Origin of the sequence: Flavobacterium sp. HSC-32F16 (assembly GCF_024171645.1) — a bacterium.
In the GTDB taxonomy this organism is placed as follows: domain Bacteria; phylum Bacteroidota; class Bacteroidia; order Flavobacteriales; family Flavobacteriaceae; genus Flavobacterium.
This window is the reverse complement of the sequence record NZ_JALKAC010000003.1, coordinates 148,792-168,941: the sequence shown is the minus strand read 5'-3', so window position 1 is coordinate 168,941 and position 20,150 is coordinate 148,792. Positions and strand designations below refer to the sequence as shown.

The 20,150-nt window shown below is 34.1% G+C and carries 13 protein-coding genes; 3 read left to right on the top strand and 10 right to left on the bottom strand.

The genetic code is table 11. The annotated features are described in order from the left end of the window. Positions 1-38 precede the first annotated feature (38 nt). The 4 genes from L1276_RS12155 to gltB form a co-directional block, all read right to left on the bottom strand. Positions 39-500, bottom strand: a complete 462-nt coding sequence (locus L1276_RS12155) for a DUF4262 domain-containing protein (protein ID WP_253788140.1) — start codon at positions 498-500, stop codon at positions 39-41. Between the two features lie 246 nt (positions 501-746). Continuing rightward, positions 747-2,039: a diaminopimelate decarboxylase gene (gene lysA / locus L1276_RS12150; protein WP_256527390.1), complete on the bottom strand. Its 1,293-nt coding sequence runs from the start codon at positions 2,037-2,039 to the stop codon at positions 747-749. A gap of 889 nt (positions 2,040-2,928) precedes the next feature. Continuing rightward, positions 2,929-4,383 carry a glutamate synthase subunit beta gene (locus L1276_RS12145; RefSeq protein WP_253788136.1) on the bottom strand — a complete coding sequence of 485 codons (1,455 nt, stop codon included), beginning with the start codon at positions 4,381-4,383 and terminating at the stop codon, positions 2,929-2,931. A 95-nt stretch (positions 4,384-4,478) separates the two neighbouring features. Then, a complete protein-coding gene (gene gltB / locus L1276_RS12140; RefSeq protein ID WP_253788134.1) occupies positions 4,479-8,993 on the bottom strand; it encodes a glutamate synthase large subunit in 4,515 nt (1,504 codons plus the stop codon). 415 nt (positions 8,994-9,408) lie between these two features. Here gltB and sucC point away from each other — a divergent pair, with 415 nt between their 5' ends. Next, a complete protein-coding gene (sucC, locus tag L1276_RS12135) occupies positions 9,409-10,602 on the top strand; it encodes an ADP-forming succinate--CoA ligase subunit beta (protein ID WP_029268636.1) in 1,194 nt (397 codons plus the stop codon). 454 nt (positions 10,603-11,056) lie between these two features. On the opposite strand, the gene L1276_RS12130 is transcribed toward sucC, so the two are convergent. Further along, positions 11,057-11,854 (bottom strand): DUF5694 domain-containing protein, encoded by a 798-nt coding sequence (locus tag L1276_RS12130; protein WP_253788132.1) that lies wholly within the window; start codon positions 11,852-11,854, stop codon positions 11,057-11,059. Positions 11,855-12,074: 220 nt separating this feature from the next. Between L1276_RS12130 and L1276_RS12125 the strand changes: the two genes are divergently transcribed. Continuing rightward, the gene (locus L1276_RS12125) at positions 12,075-13,115 is read left to right on the top strand and encodes a sensor histidine kinase (RefSeq protein WP_253788130.1); all 1,041 of its coding nucleotides are present in this window, start codon (positions 12,075-12,077) and stop codon (positions 13,113-13,115) included. A 4-nt stretch (positions 13,116-13,119) separates the two neighbouring features. Further along, entirely contained in the window at positions 13,120-13,827 is a 708-nt protein-coding gene (locus L1276_RS12120) for a LytTR family DNA-binding domain-containing protein (RefSeq protein ID WP_253788128.1), read from the top strand. Between the two features lie 323 nt (positions 13,828-14,150). On the opposite strand, the gene L1276_RS12115 is transcribed toward L1276_RS12120, so the two are convergent. The 5 genes from L1276_RS12115 to uvrB all read right to left on the bottom strand — a co-directional run bounded on the left by L1276_RS12115 (position 14,151) and on the right by uvrB (position 20,133). After that, a complete protein-coding gene (locus tag L1276_RS12115) occupies positions 14,151-14,609 on the bottom strand; it encodes a DUF1456 family protein (RefSeq protein ID WP_253788127.1) in 459 nt (152 codons plus the stop codon). Between the two features lie 97 nt (positions 14,610-14,706). Continuing rightward, a complete protein-coding gene (locus L1276_RS12110) occupies positions 14,707-15,741 on the bottom strand; it encodes an aminotransferase class I/II-fold pyridoxal phosphate-dependent enzyme (protein ID WP_253788125.1) in 1,035 nt (344 codons plus the stop codon). Positions 15,742-15,743: 2 nt separating this feature from the next. Continuing rightward, positions 15,744-16,754 (bottom strand): dipeptide epimerase, encoded by a 1,011-nt coding sequence (locus L1276_RS12105; protein WP_253788123.1) that lies wholly within the window; start codon positions 16,752-16,754, stop codon positions 15,744-15,746. A gap of 44 nt (positions 16,755-16,798) precedes the next feature. Next, positions 16,799-18,028, bottom strand: coding sequence for a hypothetical protein (locus L1276_RS12100; protein ID WP_253788121.1), 1,230 nt, complete (start codon positions 18,026-18,028; stop codon positions 16,799-16,801). 113 nt (positions 18,029-18,141) lie between these two features. After that, positions 18,142-20,133 (bottom strand): excinuclease ABC subunit UvrB, encoded by a 1,992-nt coding sequence (gene uvrB / locus L1276_RS12095; protein ID WP_253788118.1) that lies wholly within the window; start codon positions 20,131-20,133, stop codon positions 18,142-18,144. Positions 20,134-20,150 lie beyond the last annotated feature (17 nt).

Sequence of the window (20,150 nt, the reverse complement as noted above, 5' to 3'; positions counted from 1 at the left end):
TTAGAAATTCATCAAAGTCTTTTTTATAATCAAATGGTTCATATAGTAAACTCTCCAATTATTTCTTGATCGTAATTATAAGTACTTTCGTTAGGAAAATTTCCGTTTAAATCAGGGAAAACTAATTGTAAATATTCGTAATAACTGTTTTCATAAAATTTAATCGAAGTAAGAGCATATTTTGCCAAGTCGTGATTGTTTACTTTTATAAAGTAAATAGGAAATGTATCTATTAAATCATCTATTTTTTTATATACAGGCACTGTTTTGTTCTTATACTTTTCAGCATAATTTTTAATTATTTCTCCTGATAGATTAGGTCCAAGTCCAGAAATAAATAATTCTGGAATTTTAAAATTTTCAAATAGTCCCGTAGAATATGTAAAAGGCGTAAAATTCTCTTCCTCCATTATTGCAGTTGTATGATAACCAATGTTTTTGATGTTATCATAAACCTGTTTAAAATATACTTGCTTCCTATCTTCTTCGTTTTGTTTCATATGCTTATTATTTTCAAATATAATATTTTTGTAGGATATATAATTTCTTATCTTCTTTTGAAATCAAGATTGTCAGAAACTTTGGCTTTGGGATGGTAGTTGGTGGGATAAACTTTGCGTGGGCTTCGACTTCGCTCAGCCTGACAGACGTTTATAAATCTAAAATCTGAACTATAAAATCTACAATAAAAAAATCCCGCCTCAATTAAGAAACGGGACTTCGGTGATATTCTCTTTTTTTTTATTTTAAACTGTTGCAGCAACTTCTTGCGGTAACGGAATTTGATTTTTAAGTAAATCTTCAAATGTTTCAGCTTGGCGAATTAAAATTCCCTGACCATTCATCCAAAGAACTTCGGCTGGTTTGTATCTTGAATTGTAGTTGGATGACATTGAGAAACAATATGCTCCAGCGTTTCTGAATGATAAAATATCTCCTTCAGTAATTTCCTGAATTCTGCGGTTGTTGGCAAAAGTATCAGTTTCGCAAATGTATCCTACAACAGAGTAAAAACGCTCTTTTCCTTTTGGGTTTGAGATGTTTTCAATATGATGTGAAGATCCGTACAACATTGGACGAATTAAGTGGTTGAAACCACTGTCAACTCCAGCAAAAACTGTTGATGTTGTTTGTTTTACTACGTTTACTTTTACTAAGAAATGACCTGCTTCGCTCACCAGGAATTTTCCTGGCTCGAAAATCAGTGTTAAATCTCTGCCGTATTCTGTACAGAAAGCATTGAATCTTTTCGATAATTTTTTACCTAATTCTTCGATGTCTGTTTCGATATCATCTTTTTTGTAAGGAACTTTGAATCCGCTTCCGAAATCTAAGAATTGTAAATCTTTGAAATTTTTTGCGGTATCGAACAAGATTTCAGCAGCATACAAGAATACTTCGATATCTAAAATATCAGATCCTGTGTGCATGTGAATTCCGACAATGCTCATTTTAGTATTTTCAACAATTCGCAAGATATGCGGAATCTGGTGAACAGAAATTCCGAATTTACTATCGATATGTCCAACCGAAATATTTGCATTTCCGCCCGCCATTACGTGTGGATTGATACGAATACATACCGGAATATGTGGATGTTTTGTTCCGAATTGCTCTAAAATAGATAAATTGTCGATATTGATTTGTACACCCATTGCGGCAACTTCTTCGATTTCTTCTAGAGAAACGCCGTTTGGTGTAAAGAAAATTCTTTCGGGTTCATAGCCAGCGTGAAGTCCTAACTGAACTTCCTGAATTGATACAGTATCTAAGCCAGACCCCATGTTCTTTAATAACTGAAGAATCGCAACGTTTGACAATGCCTTCATGGCGTAATTAACTCTTAAGTTTTCTACTTTAGAGAAAGCTTTAGTTAATCTGTTGTACTGAGATTGGATTTTTTCGGCATCGTAAACATACAATGGACTTCCAAATTGGTCTGCTAACTGCAGTAAATCTTTTGCTTGCATTTTTAAATCATTTTGGGCAAAGTTATTACACTTTTGAGTAACGACAAATTTTTTGCAGAAAAATAACAAATTGTAACAAATTGTTTGTTTTTAAACAAAAAGTTGTTTGTTTTGGATTTTTATAACCTTTTTTAAGATGCTAAGGTTCTAAGATGCTAAGATACTAAGTTTTTTTGCCATGAATTTAGGAATTAACTATTTCTTAAATGCTGATGAAATTGTTTTTTGCCACAGATTAAAATGATTTTCACAGATTATTTTTGCTTGCCACGACCCGAGCGATAGCGAACAGGCGAAGCAATTCTCTAATTTTCTCTAATTTTTTAGTCTAAGATTTTTTCGCAAAATGCTAAACATAGCCCGTGGTTTCAACCACGGGAAACGTTACGGATTGGACGTAATCTTATATTGAGTTCCCGTGGTTTCAACCACGGGGTATATTTAAAGATTAGATTCTTAATTTTGAATTTTTGCAAAATGCTAAAACATAGCCCGTGGTTTCAACCACGGGAAACGTTACGGATTGGACGTAATCTTATATTGAGTTCCCGTGGTTGAAACCACGGGTTATATTTAAAGATTAGATTCTTAATTTTGAATTTTCGCAGAATACTCAAAAACATAGCCCGTGGTTTTAACCACGGGAAACATGGCGGATTGGACGTAATCTTATATTGTGTTCCCGTAGTTGAAACCACGGGCTATATTCGAAATAGAAATCGGCCAGGAATAAAAATTTGTGGAAATTAGAGAATTGCTTCGCCTGTTCGCTATCGCTCTGGTCGTGGCAAGCAAAAAATCCCTTTAATCATAATAATCTAGGACTAAAAAAACAAAACCCCTGAATATCAATTCAAGGGTTTGTTAGTAGTTATGTTGTTCATCGGAATAAAGATTGAATAAAATGCAAGGAAAAAAAACTTAGAACCTTATCATCTCAGAATCTTAGAACCTAAAATTATAGGCTAGGAAGATCTCCTTTTCCTTTAGTAGGCAGGTTGGTAGAGCCCATTAAGAACAAATCTACCTCTCTTGCAGCTTCGCGACCTTCTGAAATAGCCCACACGATTAATGATTGTCCTCTTCTCATATCACCAGCAGTGAAAATGTGAGGAACGTTTGTCTGATAGTTGTGTGCTTTGTAATTGCTTCTAAAATCAGTTTCGATTCCTAATTGCTCGCTTAATGTTTTCTCTGGGCCTGTAAATCCTAGAGCTAACAGAGCTAAATCGCAAGGCCATATTTTTTCTGAACCTTCTTTTTCGATTAATTCTGGACGCTGACCCGGAGTCATTTTCCAAGCTACTTCAACTGTTTTTAATCCAGTTAATTCGCCTTTGTCGTTCGAAATGAATTCTTTAGTATTGATTAACCAGTTTCTGTCGCAGCCTTCTTCGTGAGAAGAAGATGTTTTTAACTGCAATGGCCAGAAAGGCCAAGGAGTTGACTCGCTTCTTCCAACTGGAGGTTTTGGTAAAATCTCAAAGTTAGTTACCGATTTTGCTCCGTGTCTGTTAGATGTTCCAACGCAGTCAGAACCTGTATCTCCACCACCAATAACGATAACATTTTTACCAGTTGCTTTAACCTGATCTGGAATTGATTCTCCAAATAAAACTTTAGTTTGCTGTGTCAAGAAATCCATTGCCTGAACAACACCTTTACTTTCGATTCCTTTAGTTGGTAAGCTTCTTCTTTCAGTTGCTCCACCACATAAAACGATAGAATCAAATGCGTTTAATTCTTCAATGCTAAAGTTTACACCAACATTTACATCTGTTTTAAAAGTGATTCCTTCTGCTTCAAGGATGGCTACACGTCTGTCGATAATTCCTTTCTCCAATTTGAAGTTTGGAATTCCGTAACGTAATAAACCTCCAATTGCATTGTCTCTTTCAAAAACAGTAACGGTGTGGCCAGCTCTGTTTAATTGTTGTGCTGCTGCAAGTCCAGCAGGTCCGGAACCAATAACGGCAACTGTTTTTCCAGTTCTTGTTTTTGGAGTTTGTGGTTTGATCCAGCCTTCTGCAAAACCAATTTCTACAATGTTTTTCTCAATGTTTTCGATTGAAACAGGATCTTTTATGATTCCTAATACACATGCTTTTTCGCATGGAGCAGGGCATAAGCGTCCTGTAAATTCAGGAAAGTTATTAGTCGATTGTAAAATCTCTAATGCACTCTGCCATTCTTCCTGATGTACCATGTCGTTGAAGTCAGGAATTAAATTTCCTAACGGACAACCACTGTGGCAAAAAGGAATACCACAATCCATACATCTTGAACCTTGTTCTTTTACTTTATCTTTTGCTAACGGAATAGTAAATTCGTTGTAGTTAGAAACACGTTCTGCTACTGCTAAATTACTTTCGTCGGCTCTATTATATTCTTTAAATCCGCCTATTTTACCCATGACATTTTTAATAAATTTAGTTGTGAGTTGTAAAATGTAAGAGGTGAGTTGAAAAACTTAGCACCTCTGCACCTTTGTATCTCAGAACCTTTTAATTAAGCTATTAATTCTTCTATTTTTTTCTCTTCTGCAATTCTTTGTAATGCTTTTTTGTAATCAGTTGGCATTACTTTTACGAAGTGCTGTTGTTGGTTTTCCCAGTCTGCTAAAATTCTTTTTGCTAATGGACTGCTTGTGTACAATGAATGATTTTTGATCAGTTTTCTTAGTTTCGTAAGATCTTCTTCTTCCAACGGATCAAATGCAACCATTTCCATGTTACAAACTGTTGAGTCGAATTTTTTATTTGGATCATAAACATAAGCCACACCGCCGCTCATACCAGCTGCGAAGTTTCTTCCTGTTTTTCCTAAAACTACTACTGTACCACCGGTCATGTATTCGCATCCGTGATCTCCAATTCCTTCCACAACTGCTGTTGCTCCAGAATTTCTAACACAGAAACGCTCTCCGGCCATTCCATTAATATAAGCCTCTCCGGTAATAGCTCCGTAAAGGGCAACGTTTCCAATAATGATATTGTCTTCAGGGCTGAAAGTCGCAGTAGGAGGTACTTTTACAATTAATTTTCCTCCAGAAAGACCTTTTCCTAAATAATCATTACAGTTTCCGTGAATTTTAAACGACAATCCGTTTGTTGCAAAAGCACCAAAACTTTGTCCGGCAGAACCTTCAAAATCAACTAAAATAGTGTCATCAGGTAATCCTTGTGCACCGTAGATTTTTGAGATTTCGTTACTCAAAATCGCACCTACAGAACGGTCTGTATTTTTAATTTTAAAGGTTACTCTTGTTTTTTCTTTTCTATAAATAGACGGAATTGCTTCTTTGATGATGTCAAAATCCAATACGTTTTCAAGTTGGTGATCCTGAGTAGTTGTATTATGATTCGGCTCTGTTTTTGCTTTTTCCGGTTTGTATAGAATTGGTGACAAGTCTAAACCATTTGCTTTATAATGTTTGATGGCTTTGTTCACATTTAATTTTTGTGACTGACCTACCATTTCTTTTAAAGTTCTGAAACCTAACTGCGCCATGATTTCTCTTAACTCCTCAGCAATAAAATACATGAAGTTGATTACGTGCTCTGGAGTTCCTTTGAAATTTTTTCTCAATTCAGGATCCTGAGTTGCAATACCAACTGGGCAAGTGTTTAAGTGGCAAGCTCTCATCATGATACATCCAGAAGCTACAAGCGGTGCAGTTGCAAAACCAAATTCTTCAGCTCCTAATAAAGCTGCAATTGCAACGTCACGACCTGTTTTTAACTGTCCGTCGCACTCTAAAACTACACGGCTTCTTAAATCGTTTAAGATCAAAGTTTGCTGCGCTTCAGCCAAACCAAGTTCCCACGGAATACCTGTGTGTTGTAAAGATGTTAATGGCGCAGCTCCCGTTCCTCCATCATAACCTGAAATTAAGATAACGTCAGCTTTTGCTTTGGCAACACCGGCAGCGATGGTTCCAACTCCAACTTCAGAAACTAATTTTACGTTAATACGAGCTTCACGGTTTGCATTTTTCAAATCGTAAATCAACTGAGATAAATCCTCAATTGAGTAAATATCGTGGTGAGGAGGAGGCGAAATCAAACCTACATAAGGTGTAGAGTTTCTTGTTTCAGCAATCCAAGGCACCACTTTTTCTCCAGGTAATTGTCCACCTTCACCAGGTTTCGCTCCCTGAGCCATTTTGATCTGAATTTCTTTAGCGTTTGTCAAATAGTTGATCGAAACACCAAAACGTCCTGATGCAACTTGTTTGATAGCACTGTTTCTGGAATCTCCGTTAATTTCTTTCTGGAAACGTTTTGGATCTTCTCCACCTTCTCCAGAGTTACTTTTTCCGCCAATTCTGTTCATTGCAATCGCTAAATTCTCGTGCGCTTCTCTCGAAATAGATCCGTAAGACATCGCACCCGTTTTGAATTTCTTTACAATTTCTGTCCAAGGTTCTACTTCATCAATAGAAATTGGATCTAAATTGTTGAATTCAAATAAACCTCTAATAGTCATTAAGTTTGAGCTTTGCTCGTTTACTGCATTAGAGTATTCTTTATAACTTTCCGGGCTGTTTAAACGAACCGCTTGTTGTAATTTAGAAATAGTGGTTGGGTTAAACATGTGTTTTTCACCACCACGTCTCCATCTGTAAATACCTCCAATTTCTAAAGAAAGCAAGTTTGCAATTTTTGAATTTGGGAAAGCTTTTTGGAAACGTTTTTTTACTTCTTTTTCTACTTCCATTAAACCAATACCTTCGATTCTTGATGGCGTGTAAGGGAAGTATTTAGAGGTAAATGTTTTATTTAAACCTAAAATCTCGAAAATCTGCGCAGCTCTGTATGAATGTAATGTAGAGATACCAATTTTGTTCATGATTTTAACGATTCCTTTTGCAATCGCTTTGTTGTAGTTAACTACAGCATAATCGGCTTTTACTCCGGTAATGAAACCTTGCGCTACCTGATCGTAAATGATTTCGTTTACCATGTACGGATTGATCGCGCTTGCGCCATATCCAAACAATAAAGCAAAATGATGCGGTTCACGTGGTTCTGCAGATTCGATTATGATTCCGAATTTAGAACGAACTTGTAAAATGTTTAAAGAATGGTGAATGTAAGAACAAGCCAATAACATTGGGATTGGTGCTAATTGCTCGCTGACACCTCTATCAGAAAGAATGATAATGTTGCATCCTTCAGAAACAGCTTTGTAAGTTGCCTGAACACATTTTTCAAGAGCGCGTTCTAGACCGTTAACTCCTTTTTCTATTTTGTATAAAGTAGAAATAGTAGCCGATTTGAAATCTGCATGGTCAATATTTCTTATTTTATCTAAATCCTCGTTAGAAATAACCGGATTTTGGATTTTTAATTTTTTACATTGTTTCGATTCAATTTCAAATATATTGAAATCACCACCAATTGCTAAACTAATATCTGTAATGATTTCTTCACGAATACCATCCAAAGGAGGATTGGTAACCTGAGCAAATAATTGTTTGAAATAGTTGTACAACAATTGAGGCTGGTCTGACAATACTGCCAACGGCGTATCGTTACCCATAGAACTGATAGCTTCAGCTCCCTGGCCTCCCATTGGGTTGATGATTGTTTTTAAATCTTCAATTGTATAACCAAATAATTTTTGTCTTGTTAAGAAATCTAATTTTTCAACAGGAGTTGGATTATTTGTGTAAGGGATTTTTGCTAAAGGCAACAAGTTAGCATCTAACCATTCTTGGTACGGACGTTTTGTAACTATTGCTTTCTTAACTTCTTCGTCTTCGATGATACGACCTTCGTTCATGTCAACCAAGAACATTTTTCCTGGTTCTAAACGACCGTGCTGAATTACATCTTCCGGATCAATGTCTAATACGCCAATTTCAGAAGACATAATTACGAATCCGCTTTTTGTTAAAGTGTAACGAGAAGGACGCAATCCGTTTCTGTCTAATAAAGCACCAATTACGTTTCCATCTGTAAACGGAATAGAAGCCGGACCATCCCAAGGCTCCATAATACAAGCGTTGAACTCGTAGAAAGCTCTTTTTTCCGGAGACATTGTCTGGTGTTTTTCCCAAGCTTCAGGAACCACCATCATCATTGCCTCTGGAAGCGAACGACCTGTCATTAATAAAAGTTCAACCACCATATCCATAGAAGCAGAATCTGATTTTCCTTCTAAGATAATTGGGAATAATTTTTTGATATCATCGCCAAAAACTTTGCTCTGCATAAGCTCTTCACGAGCACGCATACGGCTTACGTTTCCACGAAGTGTATTGATCTCACCATTATGACACATGTATCTAAACGGCTGAGCTAAGTCCCAAGATGGGAATGTATTTGTAGAGAAACGCTGGTGTACAAGCGCTAAACGAGTCACCAAGTCCGGATCTTTCAAATCTATATAATAACGGCTGATGTCTTCCGGCATCAATAGACCTTTATATATTATAGTAGTTGTCGATAAACTAGTAAAATAAAACATATGGCTTTCTGAGGTTTTAGATCCTCTTACGGCATGTTCTGCAATTTTTCTAGCTGCAAAAAGTTTTGCATTAAATTCTTGTTCAGTTAAATCTTGTCCGTTTTTAGAAACGAAAACTTGTTTAACAGTTGGTTCTTTTTCTGCGGCGATTTGCCCTAAATTTTCAACGTCAACAGGTACATCTCTCCAACCTAAGATCTTCAAGTTTTGATCTTTAATAGTTGCTTCAAATGCATTGATACAAAAAGAAACCTGGTTTTTGCTTTTTGGTAAAAAAACCATTCCTACTGCATACTCACGCGCTTCCGGGATTTCAAAGTCACAAACTTTCTTAAAAAAATCATGAGGAATGTCGAATAAAATTCCGGCCCCGTCACCAGTTCTTCCATCAGAACTAACGGCACCACGATGTTCCAATTTAATTAAGATGTCTAATGCTTTGTGAATAATATCATTTGACTTAATACCATTCAAATTACAAATAAATCCTGCACCACAATTGTCGTGTTCAAATTCAGGCAGATAAAGCCCTTGTTCTTTAACTCTCATTCTTGATATTTTTTCTACAAAAATAAAGATTTCGTTAAACATAATGTAGTGAAATTATATATTCACTTTCATTTTTATAGTAATATTAGAAAAAGGGTTCTTAAATGATAATATTATTATATAAACGATTGCGAATTATCAAAATCATAATTGACAATAAAATATATTAAGAAAAATCGTCGTTAGGTCAATAAATTCAGTGAATTTTTTGTTAAATATCAAACGTTTTAATCGTTTTGTGTTAACATTAACAAATTGTTTCGTTAACGATTTGTTTGCGTTGAAAAGTATTGAACTGTTAATACGTATATGTAACATTATTTAATTGAAAAAGATTTTACTATTAAGTTGTATTTTGTTACTTTTGTCGCACTTTTATTCTGAACTAAATTCAGAACCAGACAAATTCTATATTATGAACATACACGAATATCAAGGAAAAGAAATTTTAGCGAGTTACGGAGTACGTATTCAACGCGGAATCGTGGCTAACAATGCAGTTGAAGCTGTAGCTGCTGCAAAACAATTAACTGCCGAGACTGGTACAGGATGGCACGTTATAAAAGCACAAATTCACGCCGGTGGTCGTGGAAAAGGTGGTGGAGTTAAATTGGCTAAAAATTTACAACAAGTTGAAGAAATTGCAGGACAAATTATCGGAATGCAATTGATTACACCTCAGACTTCTGCTGAAGGTAAAAAAGTAAACAAAGTTTTAGTAGCAGAAGATGTATACTATCCTGGTGAAAGTGAAACGTCTGAATTTTATGTTTCTGTTTTATTGAATAGAGCTACAGGACGCAACATGATTATGTATTCTACTGAAGGCGGAATGGATATCGAAGAAGTTGCTGAGCACACTCCACATTTAATTTTTACTGAAGAAGTTGATCCTTCTGTAGGTTTACAAGGCTTTCAAGCTAGAAGAATTGCTTTTAACTTAGGTCTTTCTGGAAATGCTTTCAAAGAAATGGTTAAATTCATCGATTCATTATACAATGCTTACATTGGTTCTGATGCTTCTATGTTTGAAATCAATCCAGTTTTGAAAACTTCAGACAATAAAATTATGGCTGTTGATGCTAAAGTTAACATCGACGATAACGCTTTATACAGACAACCTAAATATGCTGAAATGAGAGATATCCGTGAGGAGAATCCAATTGAAGTTGAAGCTAAAGAAGTTGGTCTTAACTATGTTGACCTTGACGGTACTGTAGGATGTATGGTAAACGGAGCTGGTCTTGCAATGGCAACTATGGATTTAATTAAATACGCTGGTTTTGAGCCTGCTAACTTCCTTGATGTAGGAGGTACTGCTGATGCAAAACGTGTTGAAACAGCTTTCCGTATTATCTTAAAAGATCCAAACGTAAAAGCTATCTTAATTAATATCTTCGGAGGAATCGTTCGTTGTGACCGTGTTGCTCAAGGTGTTGTTGATGCTTACAAAAATATGGGAGACGCTATTAAAGTGCCAATTATCGTTCGTTTGCAAGGAACAAATGCTGAAATTGCAAAAGAATTAATTGACAACTCTGGTATGCCAATCTTATCTGCAGTTCAATTCCAAGAAGCTGCTGACCAAGTTAAAGCTGCTCTTTCTTAATTAAATAAGAAATCAATTTATATAGAAATCCCTCCGCTTCGGAGGGATTTTTTTTGGAGTTAATTTAACCGCAAAGAGCGCAAGGTTTTTTGTCAAGGATTATGAATACAAACGCAAAGTTCGCAAAGCCAAATCGATAAAATTTTGTGGATTTTATTTCAATATAGCCTGTGGTTTCAACCACGGGGACGCTCCGTGACATACAGATTTGATAAACAGATTGTCATATGTATTGTGTCCCCGTGGTTAAAACCACGGGCTATATTTGATAATTGGATTTTGTAATTAAAATCATTTTATAAACACAAAATTCGCAAAGCTTTTGTTTGAAAAGTTAGCCACAGATTACAAAGATTAGCACAGATTTTAAAAATCCTTTTAATCCGAATAATCTGTGGCTAAAAAACTTTGCGAACTTTGCGTGATTCTTTGCGCCCTTTGCGGTTAAAAAATACTATTTCAAAACAGTAGATAATTCTACAAGTTCAAATGTAGGGTCATGTTCTATAAATTCTCTAATCAGAGCAGCGTGACCGGCGCCGACTAAAATCATTATTTTATTATCTGTACTTTCCGTTAATTTCTGAATTAAAGAATACATGTATAAGTTTCTCTTGTACCAATTTGAAACTAAAGACGGTCCTGTAAAATCATCTGGATTTCCAGCTCTGTTTGCTACTTCCAAATACCATTGAATATTTTCATTTTCGGATTGTTTTGTATTGTAATACAACATCATTTCTTGTAACGAACTTTTTCTAATTTTTTCGTTATGTTTTTTTTCGAAACTTTCAGTTATCGCTTTATTCTTCTCCAATAAGTCCTTCTGGTTAGCTTTTTCCATTGCCATCATTAAACTGTCATAGGGAAAAGAAGTATAAAGATTCATTCCGTATAATTTTTTATGATTCAGTTTCTTTGCCGTACGAAGTGCCAGTTGTGTTATTTCGCTTTTGTTAGTTTTAAAAAGACTGTCAGTATTTTTATTGTAAAACTTGTCTAAGTCGGCTTGTTTTTTAAATTCCCATTCTACAAATATTTTATCTGGGCCAAATTTTTTGATTTTGTCACTCATTATTTCGAGTTCCTTTTGGCTTTTTTCAGACATGATGTTGAAATTATTTAGTTGAGCAACATCAAGACCTGGATTTGCATAATGAAAAGTTCCAACCAATAGAATCTGCTTTTTCTTAGTTTGAGCAGAAGTTAAGTTTAATGTAATAATTGCTAGTAATAAAATGATTTTTTGCATGACGGTTTGTTTTTAAATTCATGACAAATGTATGCTGTCTTTTGACCTCTATTTTTTGTTTTTGATGAACATAGGATTTCATTTTATAAACACAGGAAATTCATTATGGAATAATTTCGTGTAATGTTTTTGATAGTTCATCCCTAAAAAAGTATCTTTTAAATAAATATAATTTTCTATTTAAGGCTTAATTGTATTTTTGGATTAATTATCAAAAACTATGAAATCAAAAATTCCTTTTTACTATCATATTGTCTTTTTCTTTTTATTGTTCCTAACTTATGTTTTCTGGGATATTGGGCTTAATAATAGAGAAGTGAAAGTAGTCTTAAAAGCTATTTATTTAGGAATTACTCCAGCTTATTTACTGGCTGTTTTTATTATCTACATTCTCAATTTTTATTTCTTTTGCAATTGGTTTTTAAACAAAAAGAAATTACTCTTTTATATTCTGACAATTCCAATTTCATTATTACTTTTTACGGCTGTTCGTTATTTTTTGGAAGAAGTTATTATGTTTAATATTACTGGAATGCACAACTACTATGAAGAAGCCAGAGAAATAACCTATTATATAAAAGATAATTTTTTCTTCGGATTGCCGGCTGTAATTTTAAGCGCATTGACTTTTTTGTTTTGGCAGTTTCAAACTACACAATATCAAAATCAGGAATTGCTTTTGGAGAATAAAAAAGCCGAATTTCAAATTCTGAAAGCACAGGTTAGCCCGCATTTTTTATTTAATACATTGAACTCATTTTACAGTCAGTTAGTTTTAAAAGAAGATGAAATGGCTGATGATATTTTGGTACTTTCAGATTTGCTTCGATATGTTATTACTGAAACAGATAAAGATGAAGCGGTTTTATCCAAAGAAATTCAGTTTATTCAGAACTACATTCATCTGCAGAAAAAACGTTTTGAAGATCAGCTGTATTTGGATTTTTCTGTTGAAGGAGAATATTCAACTGAAAGAATACTTTCTTCGGCTTTAATTCACTTTGTAGAGAATGTTTTTAAACATGGAAAACTGAACAATGAAAATGAAAAAGCAGTTATTTCGATCAAAATAAAAGAGGAGTTTCTAGAGATTTCAACTTTCAATTATAATGTAAATGGAGAAAATTATTCTTCAACAGGAATTGGTTTTGAAAACCTGACGAAAAGACTTGAATATATGTATAAAGAACAATTTACACTTGAAAAAACAGAAGAAAATAATACCTTTAAAACGTACTTGAAAATACCACTAAAAAAATAAATCTATGGCTTTTAAATGCATTATTGTGGATGATGAACCGCCTGCAACCCGAATATTAGAAAACTATATTGGCAAGGTGAATTTCTTAGAGAAAGCCGGTGTTTTTAATGATTCATTAAAGGCGTTGGAATTTCTGAATACGCAATCTGTTGATGTGATTTTCCTAGATATTCAAATGCCACAATTAACAGGTTTACAGCTTTCCAGAATTATTTCGAAAAATATAAAAGTCATTTTTACCACAGCCTATCCTGATTTTGCTTTAGAAGGTTTTGAGTTGAATGCAGTTGATTATTTATTAAAACCTATTTCGTTTGAACGTTTCTATCAGGCTGTTTCAAAACTGAATTCAGAGCCTAAAGTGGTAATTTCAAACCAAAATAATACACCCGATTTTTTGTTCATTAAAACAGATGGAAAAAATAAATTTCAAAAGATTTTTTTAAGCGATATTTTATATGTTGAAAGTCTCCAGAATTATGTCTGTATTCATACTTCAACACAACAGATTATTACGCATTCTTCCTTGAAAAATGTAATTGAATCTCTTCCTGAAAATAATTTTATTCAGATTCATAAATCACATATTATTTCTTTAAAGCATATCGAATCAACGGATAATTTTTCTGTTTTTATTAATGGAAAAGAACTGCCAATTGGAGCGACTTTTAAAGATGCTTTTTTTGATAAAATAGAGGAGAATAAAATATAATTTAACCGCAAGGAGCGCTAAGATATTTACTTTTCTTTGTCATTACGAACGCAAATTTCGCAAAGCTAAATCTTAAAATTTTACAAATCTTATTTCAGCATAGCCCGTGGTTTCAACCACGAGGACACAATTTATACCGCTCAATGTATCTCTGGGCGTTCCCACGGTTGAAACCGCGGGCTATATTTTAAAATTAATCGTAATTAAAATTTTTTTATAAAAGCAAAGTTCGCAAAGCTTTATCAATTTAGCTTTGCGAACTTTGCGTTTTTGAGCGTACAGCTAAGAAAAAAAACTTGCGCTCTTTGCGGTTAAATTATTTCTTATTTTTTTCCGTTTTTAAAAACTACTTTTTCTACAACATCTGGTTTTCCATTTCCTTTCGGGAATGTTTTCTTTTTAGGTTTTCCAGCTGATGAACTTGATTTTGATCGATTTTGATCGCCTCTATATTTTTCTGAATCTTTTGGTGCAGCTTTAAACTCTGGTCTATCTTTAGAAGTTTCCTTCTTCGGAATTTCAGCTTTATGTTTAGCTAAAACATCTGTAGGGTTTTTAGGGTTTTCTTTCGTTCCTCTTAAATGAATCACCAATCCGTTTAAGAAATTACGTAAAACCTGATCGCCGCATTCCGTATAATTGGGATGATCTTCGGCTCTAAAAAAAGCACCCAATTCTGATTTTGAAATTCTAAAATCTACTAATTCTAAAATTTCAACTATTTGGTCATCACGGAGCATCAAAGCCACGCGAAGTTTTTTAAGTATATCGTTATTTGTCATAATTTTTGTTTCAGGTTTTTTCTGTTTCAAGTTCCAGGTTTTCCAATCTGAAACTACAACTCCTCATTTATTTTTACAAAGGTAGTTTTTAAAATGATTAAAATCTAGAATTGAAATCATTTAAAGTTGTAACCAAATTATCTAAATCTTCTTTTAAATGATTAGCTGTAATTACAATTCGATTTAAAGGTTCGGCATCTTTAGTATATTTGAAACTTGCAATAATGATTCTTTCTTGCTTTAATTTTTCTACCAATTCATTTGATAACAGATAAATTAAAGGATAGTTCTTATCAAATTTGACATTGCTGCTTTTGATCAAAATCGAATCGATATAATTTAGATTTTCCTTTAATTTTTGATTCTGGGTTTTATAAATTTCAGTGGCGTCAGAAAGCGTTTGTACAAAGGCAGGATTCATACCGGCAGCACTTGTAAAAGTTTCGATTTCTTTTATTTCTTTGATAAATTCGTGATCAGATGCAATTACGCCGCCTGTTAATCCAAAAGCTTTCCCTAAAGAAGAAACCATTATTTTTCTTTTAATTGGATATTGAATTGAAGAGTAAAGTCCGGAACCATTTTGGCCAATAATTCCAAACGAATGAGATTCGTCAATAACCAATGTAATTTCTTTATGATTTGGAATTTCTTTTAAGAAAGATAAATCGACAGCTTTGGTTTGAAATGAAGGAACGCCATCAGTCAAAATCGTTATTTTTTCAGGTTTTGAATCTAACAAGCGATCATTTAATTTTTCATTCACAAATACAGAAAGACTATTTTCAATCTGGATAGCCGAATGAATTTCATTTAAATGATAAAAACAATCGGTTTGTTTTTTCAATTTTTCTAAAACCAGTTTTCCAGCCAGCATTCCGGACGAAACCGTGACAGTACTTTCTGAACCAATATGAGAGGCTAAAAAACTTTCGCCCGAATCGTAAGCGGTTAATTGAATATTGGCAGTTCTAGAACTGCCATAAGTGGTTCCCCATTTTAAAATATTCTGTATAACCAAATTTTGAAATGTGGTATTTGTTGGCAGTCCTAAATACGCAGTGCCGCCAAAATACAAATGCTGTTCCTGCCCAATTTCAATAATTCTATCGGGAAATTTTTCGACTTTCATTTTTATAGAAGTGTAACTCCGGTTCCGTTTAAATCAGAATAACTTACAACGCCGTCTTTTATAGTAACGCCTGTTGCAATATCTTCTGCTAAAAGAAGAGCGCCATCCATATCAACATAATCCAGCTGAGGCAGTAAATGAGCTATTGCAGAAATCCCAACAGTAGATTCGGTCATGCATCCTACCATGGTTCTTAAACCTAATTTTTTAGCTTCTTCGATCATTCTTTTTCCAGGTGTAAGTCCGCCGCATTTTACCAATTTCACATTCACACCATGAAAATGATTGAAGCATTTTTTCACATCTTCTTCTATAATACAGCTTTCATCTGCAATTACCGGAAGTACAGAATGCTTAAAAACTTCTTTGTGGCCTTCCCAATTGTCTGCCTTCATAGGTTGTTCCAGAAACTCAACGCCCAGTTTTTTTAGTTCTACTGCATTATTTATAGTTTCTTCAACTCCCCAGCCGCAATTGGCATCAATTCTAAAAACAGCATTAGTATGTTTACGAAGTTCTTTTACAATTTCGATATCTTCTTTGGTTCCTAATTTAATTTTATAAATAGGCCACGGAAGTTCCTGCATTTTAGAAACCATTTTTTCTATAGAAGCAATTCCAATAGTATAATCCGTCATTGGGTTTCTCTCGGTTGTATAGTTCCATAATTCGTATAATTTTTTGCCTTTTCTTCGTGCATATAAATCATTATAAGCCAAATCTAATGCACATAAAGCAAACATATCGTTTTTTAAATACGGATGGATTTTTGCCCAAAATACCTCAGGAGTTTCATCTTCTGTACTTTCAATAACGTTGCGGATTTTCTCTAAATCCTGCATCATTACAGGAACTGTTGTATTGTAATACGGATTTGAAGTTGCTTCTCCAAAACCAGAAAAACCTTGACTTTGAAGTTCAACAATTAACGAAGGCTGAAAATCAATAGATTCTCTTGAAATGGTGAAAGTATGTTTTAGTTTGAGATTGTATTCTCTTAAAATTAATTTCATGGTTAATAAGCTTGTTTTTTGTTTTGTTCGAAAAAAATAGAATTCTAACTCTTTTTAATTGACATTTTTACTCCAATACCTGTTTGTAAATCAGGCGCATTATCTAAATTTAAATCTTCCCGAAGATACACAAAATAAGAAAATCGCTTCGTAGAATAAGTACAAATTGCACTCCATCCTTCTAAATCTTCATATAAATGCGATATTGTTTTCTGCCAATGCGTATTTATTCTTTCACCGGTTAAAACAATATAATCCATGTCGCTTTTCTTATTATAAGAATTTTGGAAATTATAATTGATTCCATAAGAAATATGATTACTGTTTCTCAGTTTTACTTTGTAATTAATCAAACCTTCAAAACTGCATAAAAAATCCTGATTGCTGAGGTTTACGCCGTCTCCATATTCAAAAATATGCTGACGTAAAACTCCGGCACTTAAGCCAAAACTTAGAATGTTTTTATTCTTGATTATCATTTTTTTTAAGATGGAAGAAGAAACTCCCAAATCAGCAGCAGGATTATATTTAGAAGTATTAATCCCTAACTGCGCTCCAAAATTTAGATATATATGGTGTTTTTCATTCATTTCTAACTTAGGGTAATAGGTGTAATTTATATCGGCTCCCGGTATTGTGAAATTATTGTTGTCCATTTTTAGAACTTTTCCGTTTTCATCTTTATAAGATATTCCGGCTTTGTTTATACCATAATGATACCTTGAAAAGGGATCTTTTCCACCGGCAATATTGCGATGAAACCATTCAATCGATTCATCAGAAGTAAAAATAGAATAAGGATATTTACCGCGATCCAGTGAATTGGCACGCAGGCTGAAATTCAGTTCATGATTAACCGTAAGGGGTAATGTAAAGTTAAATCGATACGATCTAATAACGCCATCCGCCTCAAATTCTTTTATTTTTGATGGAACTTTATTTAAATCAAATGAAAATTCACGAGTATGCCAAGGCTGGTTTTTAGATATTTCACGATCATTAGGATCTGTTAATTCGTATGATTTTACGTAAGGAAGTACAACATTACCGCTTGAAATTTCAAACGAAAAGGAATATTTATCAGTATTCCGAACGTTGAAATTGTGATTTAACCTTGAGATATAAATTCCAAAAGGATGAGTAGAAAGGGTATTAGGTTTTATAATTTCAGATGAATTTTCTAACTCTTCATTCCAAAAATCATCTTTGCCGGATTGCGCTGTTGAAAAACAGTTAAAAATTAAAAACAGAAAAAAGAGTAAATGATATTTCATTTCAGAATTTAAAAATTTTCATAAATCTAATAAATTTTGAAAAGACTCGATTAGATAATTTTTAAAAAATGAATTTCTTATTTGCTGTTTTTAACTTTTTTAAAACTAGATGCTTAAGCCAATTGTTCCTGGAGTTTTTTAATATCATCACGAAGTTTGGCTGCCTGCATAAAGTCCAGTTCTTTTGCTGCTTTTTCCATAGATTTTCGTTTTTCCCGAATCAGTTTTTCCAGTTCAGTTTTTGATAAATAAGCCGTTTCCGGTTCTGCGGCAGCTTGTAAAGTATGGCCTAATTCGTATTCTACCAAAGGATTTTTTGTAAAAGCACTGTCTATTTTTTTATTTAAGGCCTGAGGAGTGATATTGTTTTCAACGTTGTAATTAATCTGTTTTGTTCTGCGATAATTGGTTTCGTCAATTGTTCTCTGCATACTTGCCGTAATTTTATCGGCATACATAATAGCTTTACCATTTAAATTTCTTGCCGCACGCCCAATAGTTTGGGTTAAAGAACGGTGATTTCTTAAAAATCCTTCTTTATCAGCATCTAAAATAGCAACTAGAGAAACTTCGGGCAAATCTAGACCTTCACGAAGTAAGTTAACTCCAATTAAAACATCAAAAATACCTTTTCGTAAATCCTGCATAATTTCGATACGTTCCAAAGTATCAACTTCAGAATGAATGTAACGACAGCGGATGCTTACTTTTGTTAAATATTTAGCTAATTCTTCTGCCATTCTTTTGGTCAAAGTAGTTACTAAAACTCTTTCGTCTAATTCGCAGCGAACCTGAATTTCTTCGATCAAATCATCAATCTGATTTAAACTTGGACGTACCTCAATAACAGGATCTAATAATCCGGTTGGACGAATAATCTGTTCTACATAAATACCATCTGATTTCTGCAATTCATAATCTGCAGGAGTTGCCGAAACGTAAATTACCTGATTTTGCAGCGCTTCAAATTCTTCAAACTTCAAAGGTCGGTTATCCATTGCGGCAGGTAATCTAAAACCATATTCAACCAGGTTTTCTTTACGGCTGCGATCGCCTCCGTACATAGCGTGAACCTGAGAAACGGTAACGTGGCTTTCATCTACAACCATTAAAAAATCGCTTGGAAAATAATCCAGAAGACAGAAAGGTCGTGTTCCGGCCTGTCTTCCGTCAAGATAACGAGAATAATTCTCAATTCCGGAACAGTAACCTAATTCGCGAATCATTTCTAGATCAAAATTGGTTCTTTCTTCCAGACGTTTGGCTTCTAAATGTTTTCCTGTTTCTTTAAAATAATCTACTTGTTTTACCAAATCCTGCTGAATTTCCCAAATAGCGCCTTGCAGAACTTCGGGAGAAGTCACGAACATATTGGCAGGGTAAATCGTAAGTCTTTTAAACTTTTCAATGACTTGTGAAGTTTTTGCATCAAAGGCTTCTATTTCTTCAATTTCATCTCCAAAAAAGTGAATTCTGTAAGCATCATCGGCATAACTTGGATACACTTCAACCGTGTCACCTTTAATCCTGAACGTTCCCGGATTAAAATCAGCTTCTGTTCTGGCATATAAACTCTGTACAAGACTATGAAGTAATTTGGTTCTCGAAATGACCTGATCCCTGCTTATCTCAATAACATTCTTTTTAAATTCAACTGGGTTTCCAATACCATATAAACAAGAAACTGATGCCACAACCAAAACATCACGACGACCCGAAAGAAGGGAAGAAGTAGTGCTTAAACGCATCTTTTCGAGCTCTTCATTGATAGATAAATCTTTTTCAATAAAAACCCCTGTTACAGGCATAAAAGCTTCAGGCTGATAATAATCGTAGTAAGAAACGAAATATTCAACGGCATTATTTGGAAAAAACTGTTTAAACTCGGAATATAATTGCGCCGCCAAAGTTTTGTTATGTGCCAAAACTATGGTAGGCCGCTGTACTTCCTGAATAACATTTGCCACAGTAAAGGTTTTACCAGATCCCGTAACTCCTAATAAAGTTTGATATTTTTCTCCGTCGACTACACCTTGCGCCAGTTTTTGTATGGCTTGAGGCTGATCTCCTTTTGGACTATAATCTGAAGTTACTTGGAAATTCATTTGTTACTGATGAAAAA

Excerpts from the sequence above, each read along its gene's own strand:
- L1276_RS12155 (WP_253788140.1), bottom strand. The coding sequence starts at position 500 with ATGAAACAAAACGAAGAAGATAGGAAGCAAGTATATTTTAAACAGGTT.
- L1276_RS12145 (WP_253788136.1), bottom strand. The coding sequence starts at position 4,383 with ATGGGTAAAATAGGCGGATTTAAAGAATATAATAGAGCCGACGAAAGT.
- gltB (WP_253788134.1), bottom strand. The coding sequence starts at position 8,993 with ATGAGAGTTAAAGAACAAGGGCTTTATCTGCCTGAATTTGAACACGAC.
- sucC (WP_029268636.1), top strand. The coding sequence starts at position 9,409 with ATGAACATACACGAATATCAAGGAAAAGAAATTTTAGCGAGTTACGGA.
- L1276_RS12130 (WP_253788132.1), bottom strand. The coding sequence starts at position 11,854 with ATGCAAAAAATCATTTTATTACTAGCAATTATTACATTAAACTTAACT.
- L1276_RS12125 (WP_253788130.1), top strand. The coding sequence starts at position 12,075 with ATGAAATCAAAAATTCCTTTTTACTATCATATTGTCTTTTTCTTTTTA.
- L1276_RS12120 (WP_253788128.1), top strand. The coding sequence starts at position 13,120 with ATGGCTTTTAAATGCATTATTGTGGATGATGAACCGCCTGCAACCCGA.
- L1276_RS12115 (WP_253788127.1), bottom strand. The coding sequence starts at position 14,609 with ATGACAAATAACGATATACTTAAAAAACTTCGCGTGGCTTTGATGCTC.
- L1276_RS12110 (WP_253788125.1), bottom strand. The coding sequence starts at position 15,741 with ATGAAAGTCGAAAAATTTCCCGATAGAATTATTGAAATTGGGCAGGAA.
- L1276_RS12105 (WP_253788123.1), bottom strand. The coding sequence starts at position 16,754 with ATGAAATTAATTTTAAGAGAATACAATCTCAAACTAAAACATACTTTC.
- L1276_RS12100 (WP_253788121.1), bottom strand. The coding sequence starts at position 18,028 with ATGAAATATCATTTACTCTTTTTTCTGTTTTTAATTTTTAACTGTTTT.
- uvrB (WP_253788118.1), bottom strand. The coding sequence starts at position 20,133 with ATGAATTTCCAAGTAACTTCAGATTATAGTCCAAAAGGAGATCAGCCT.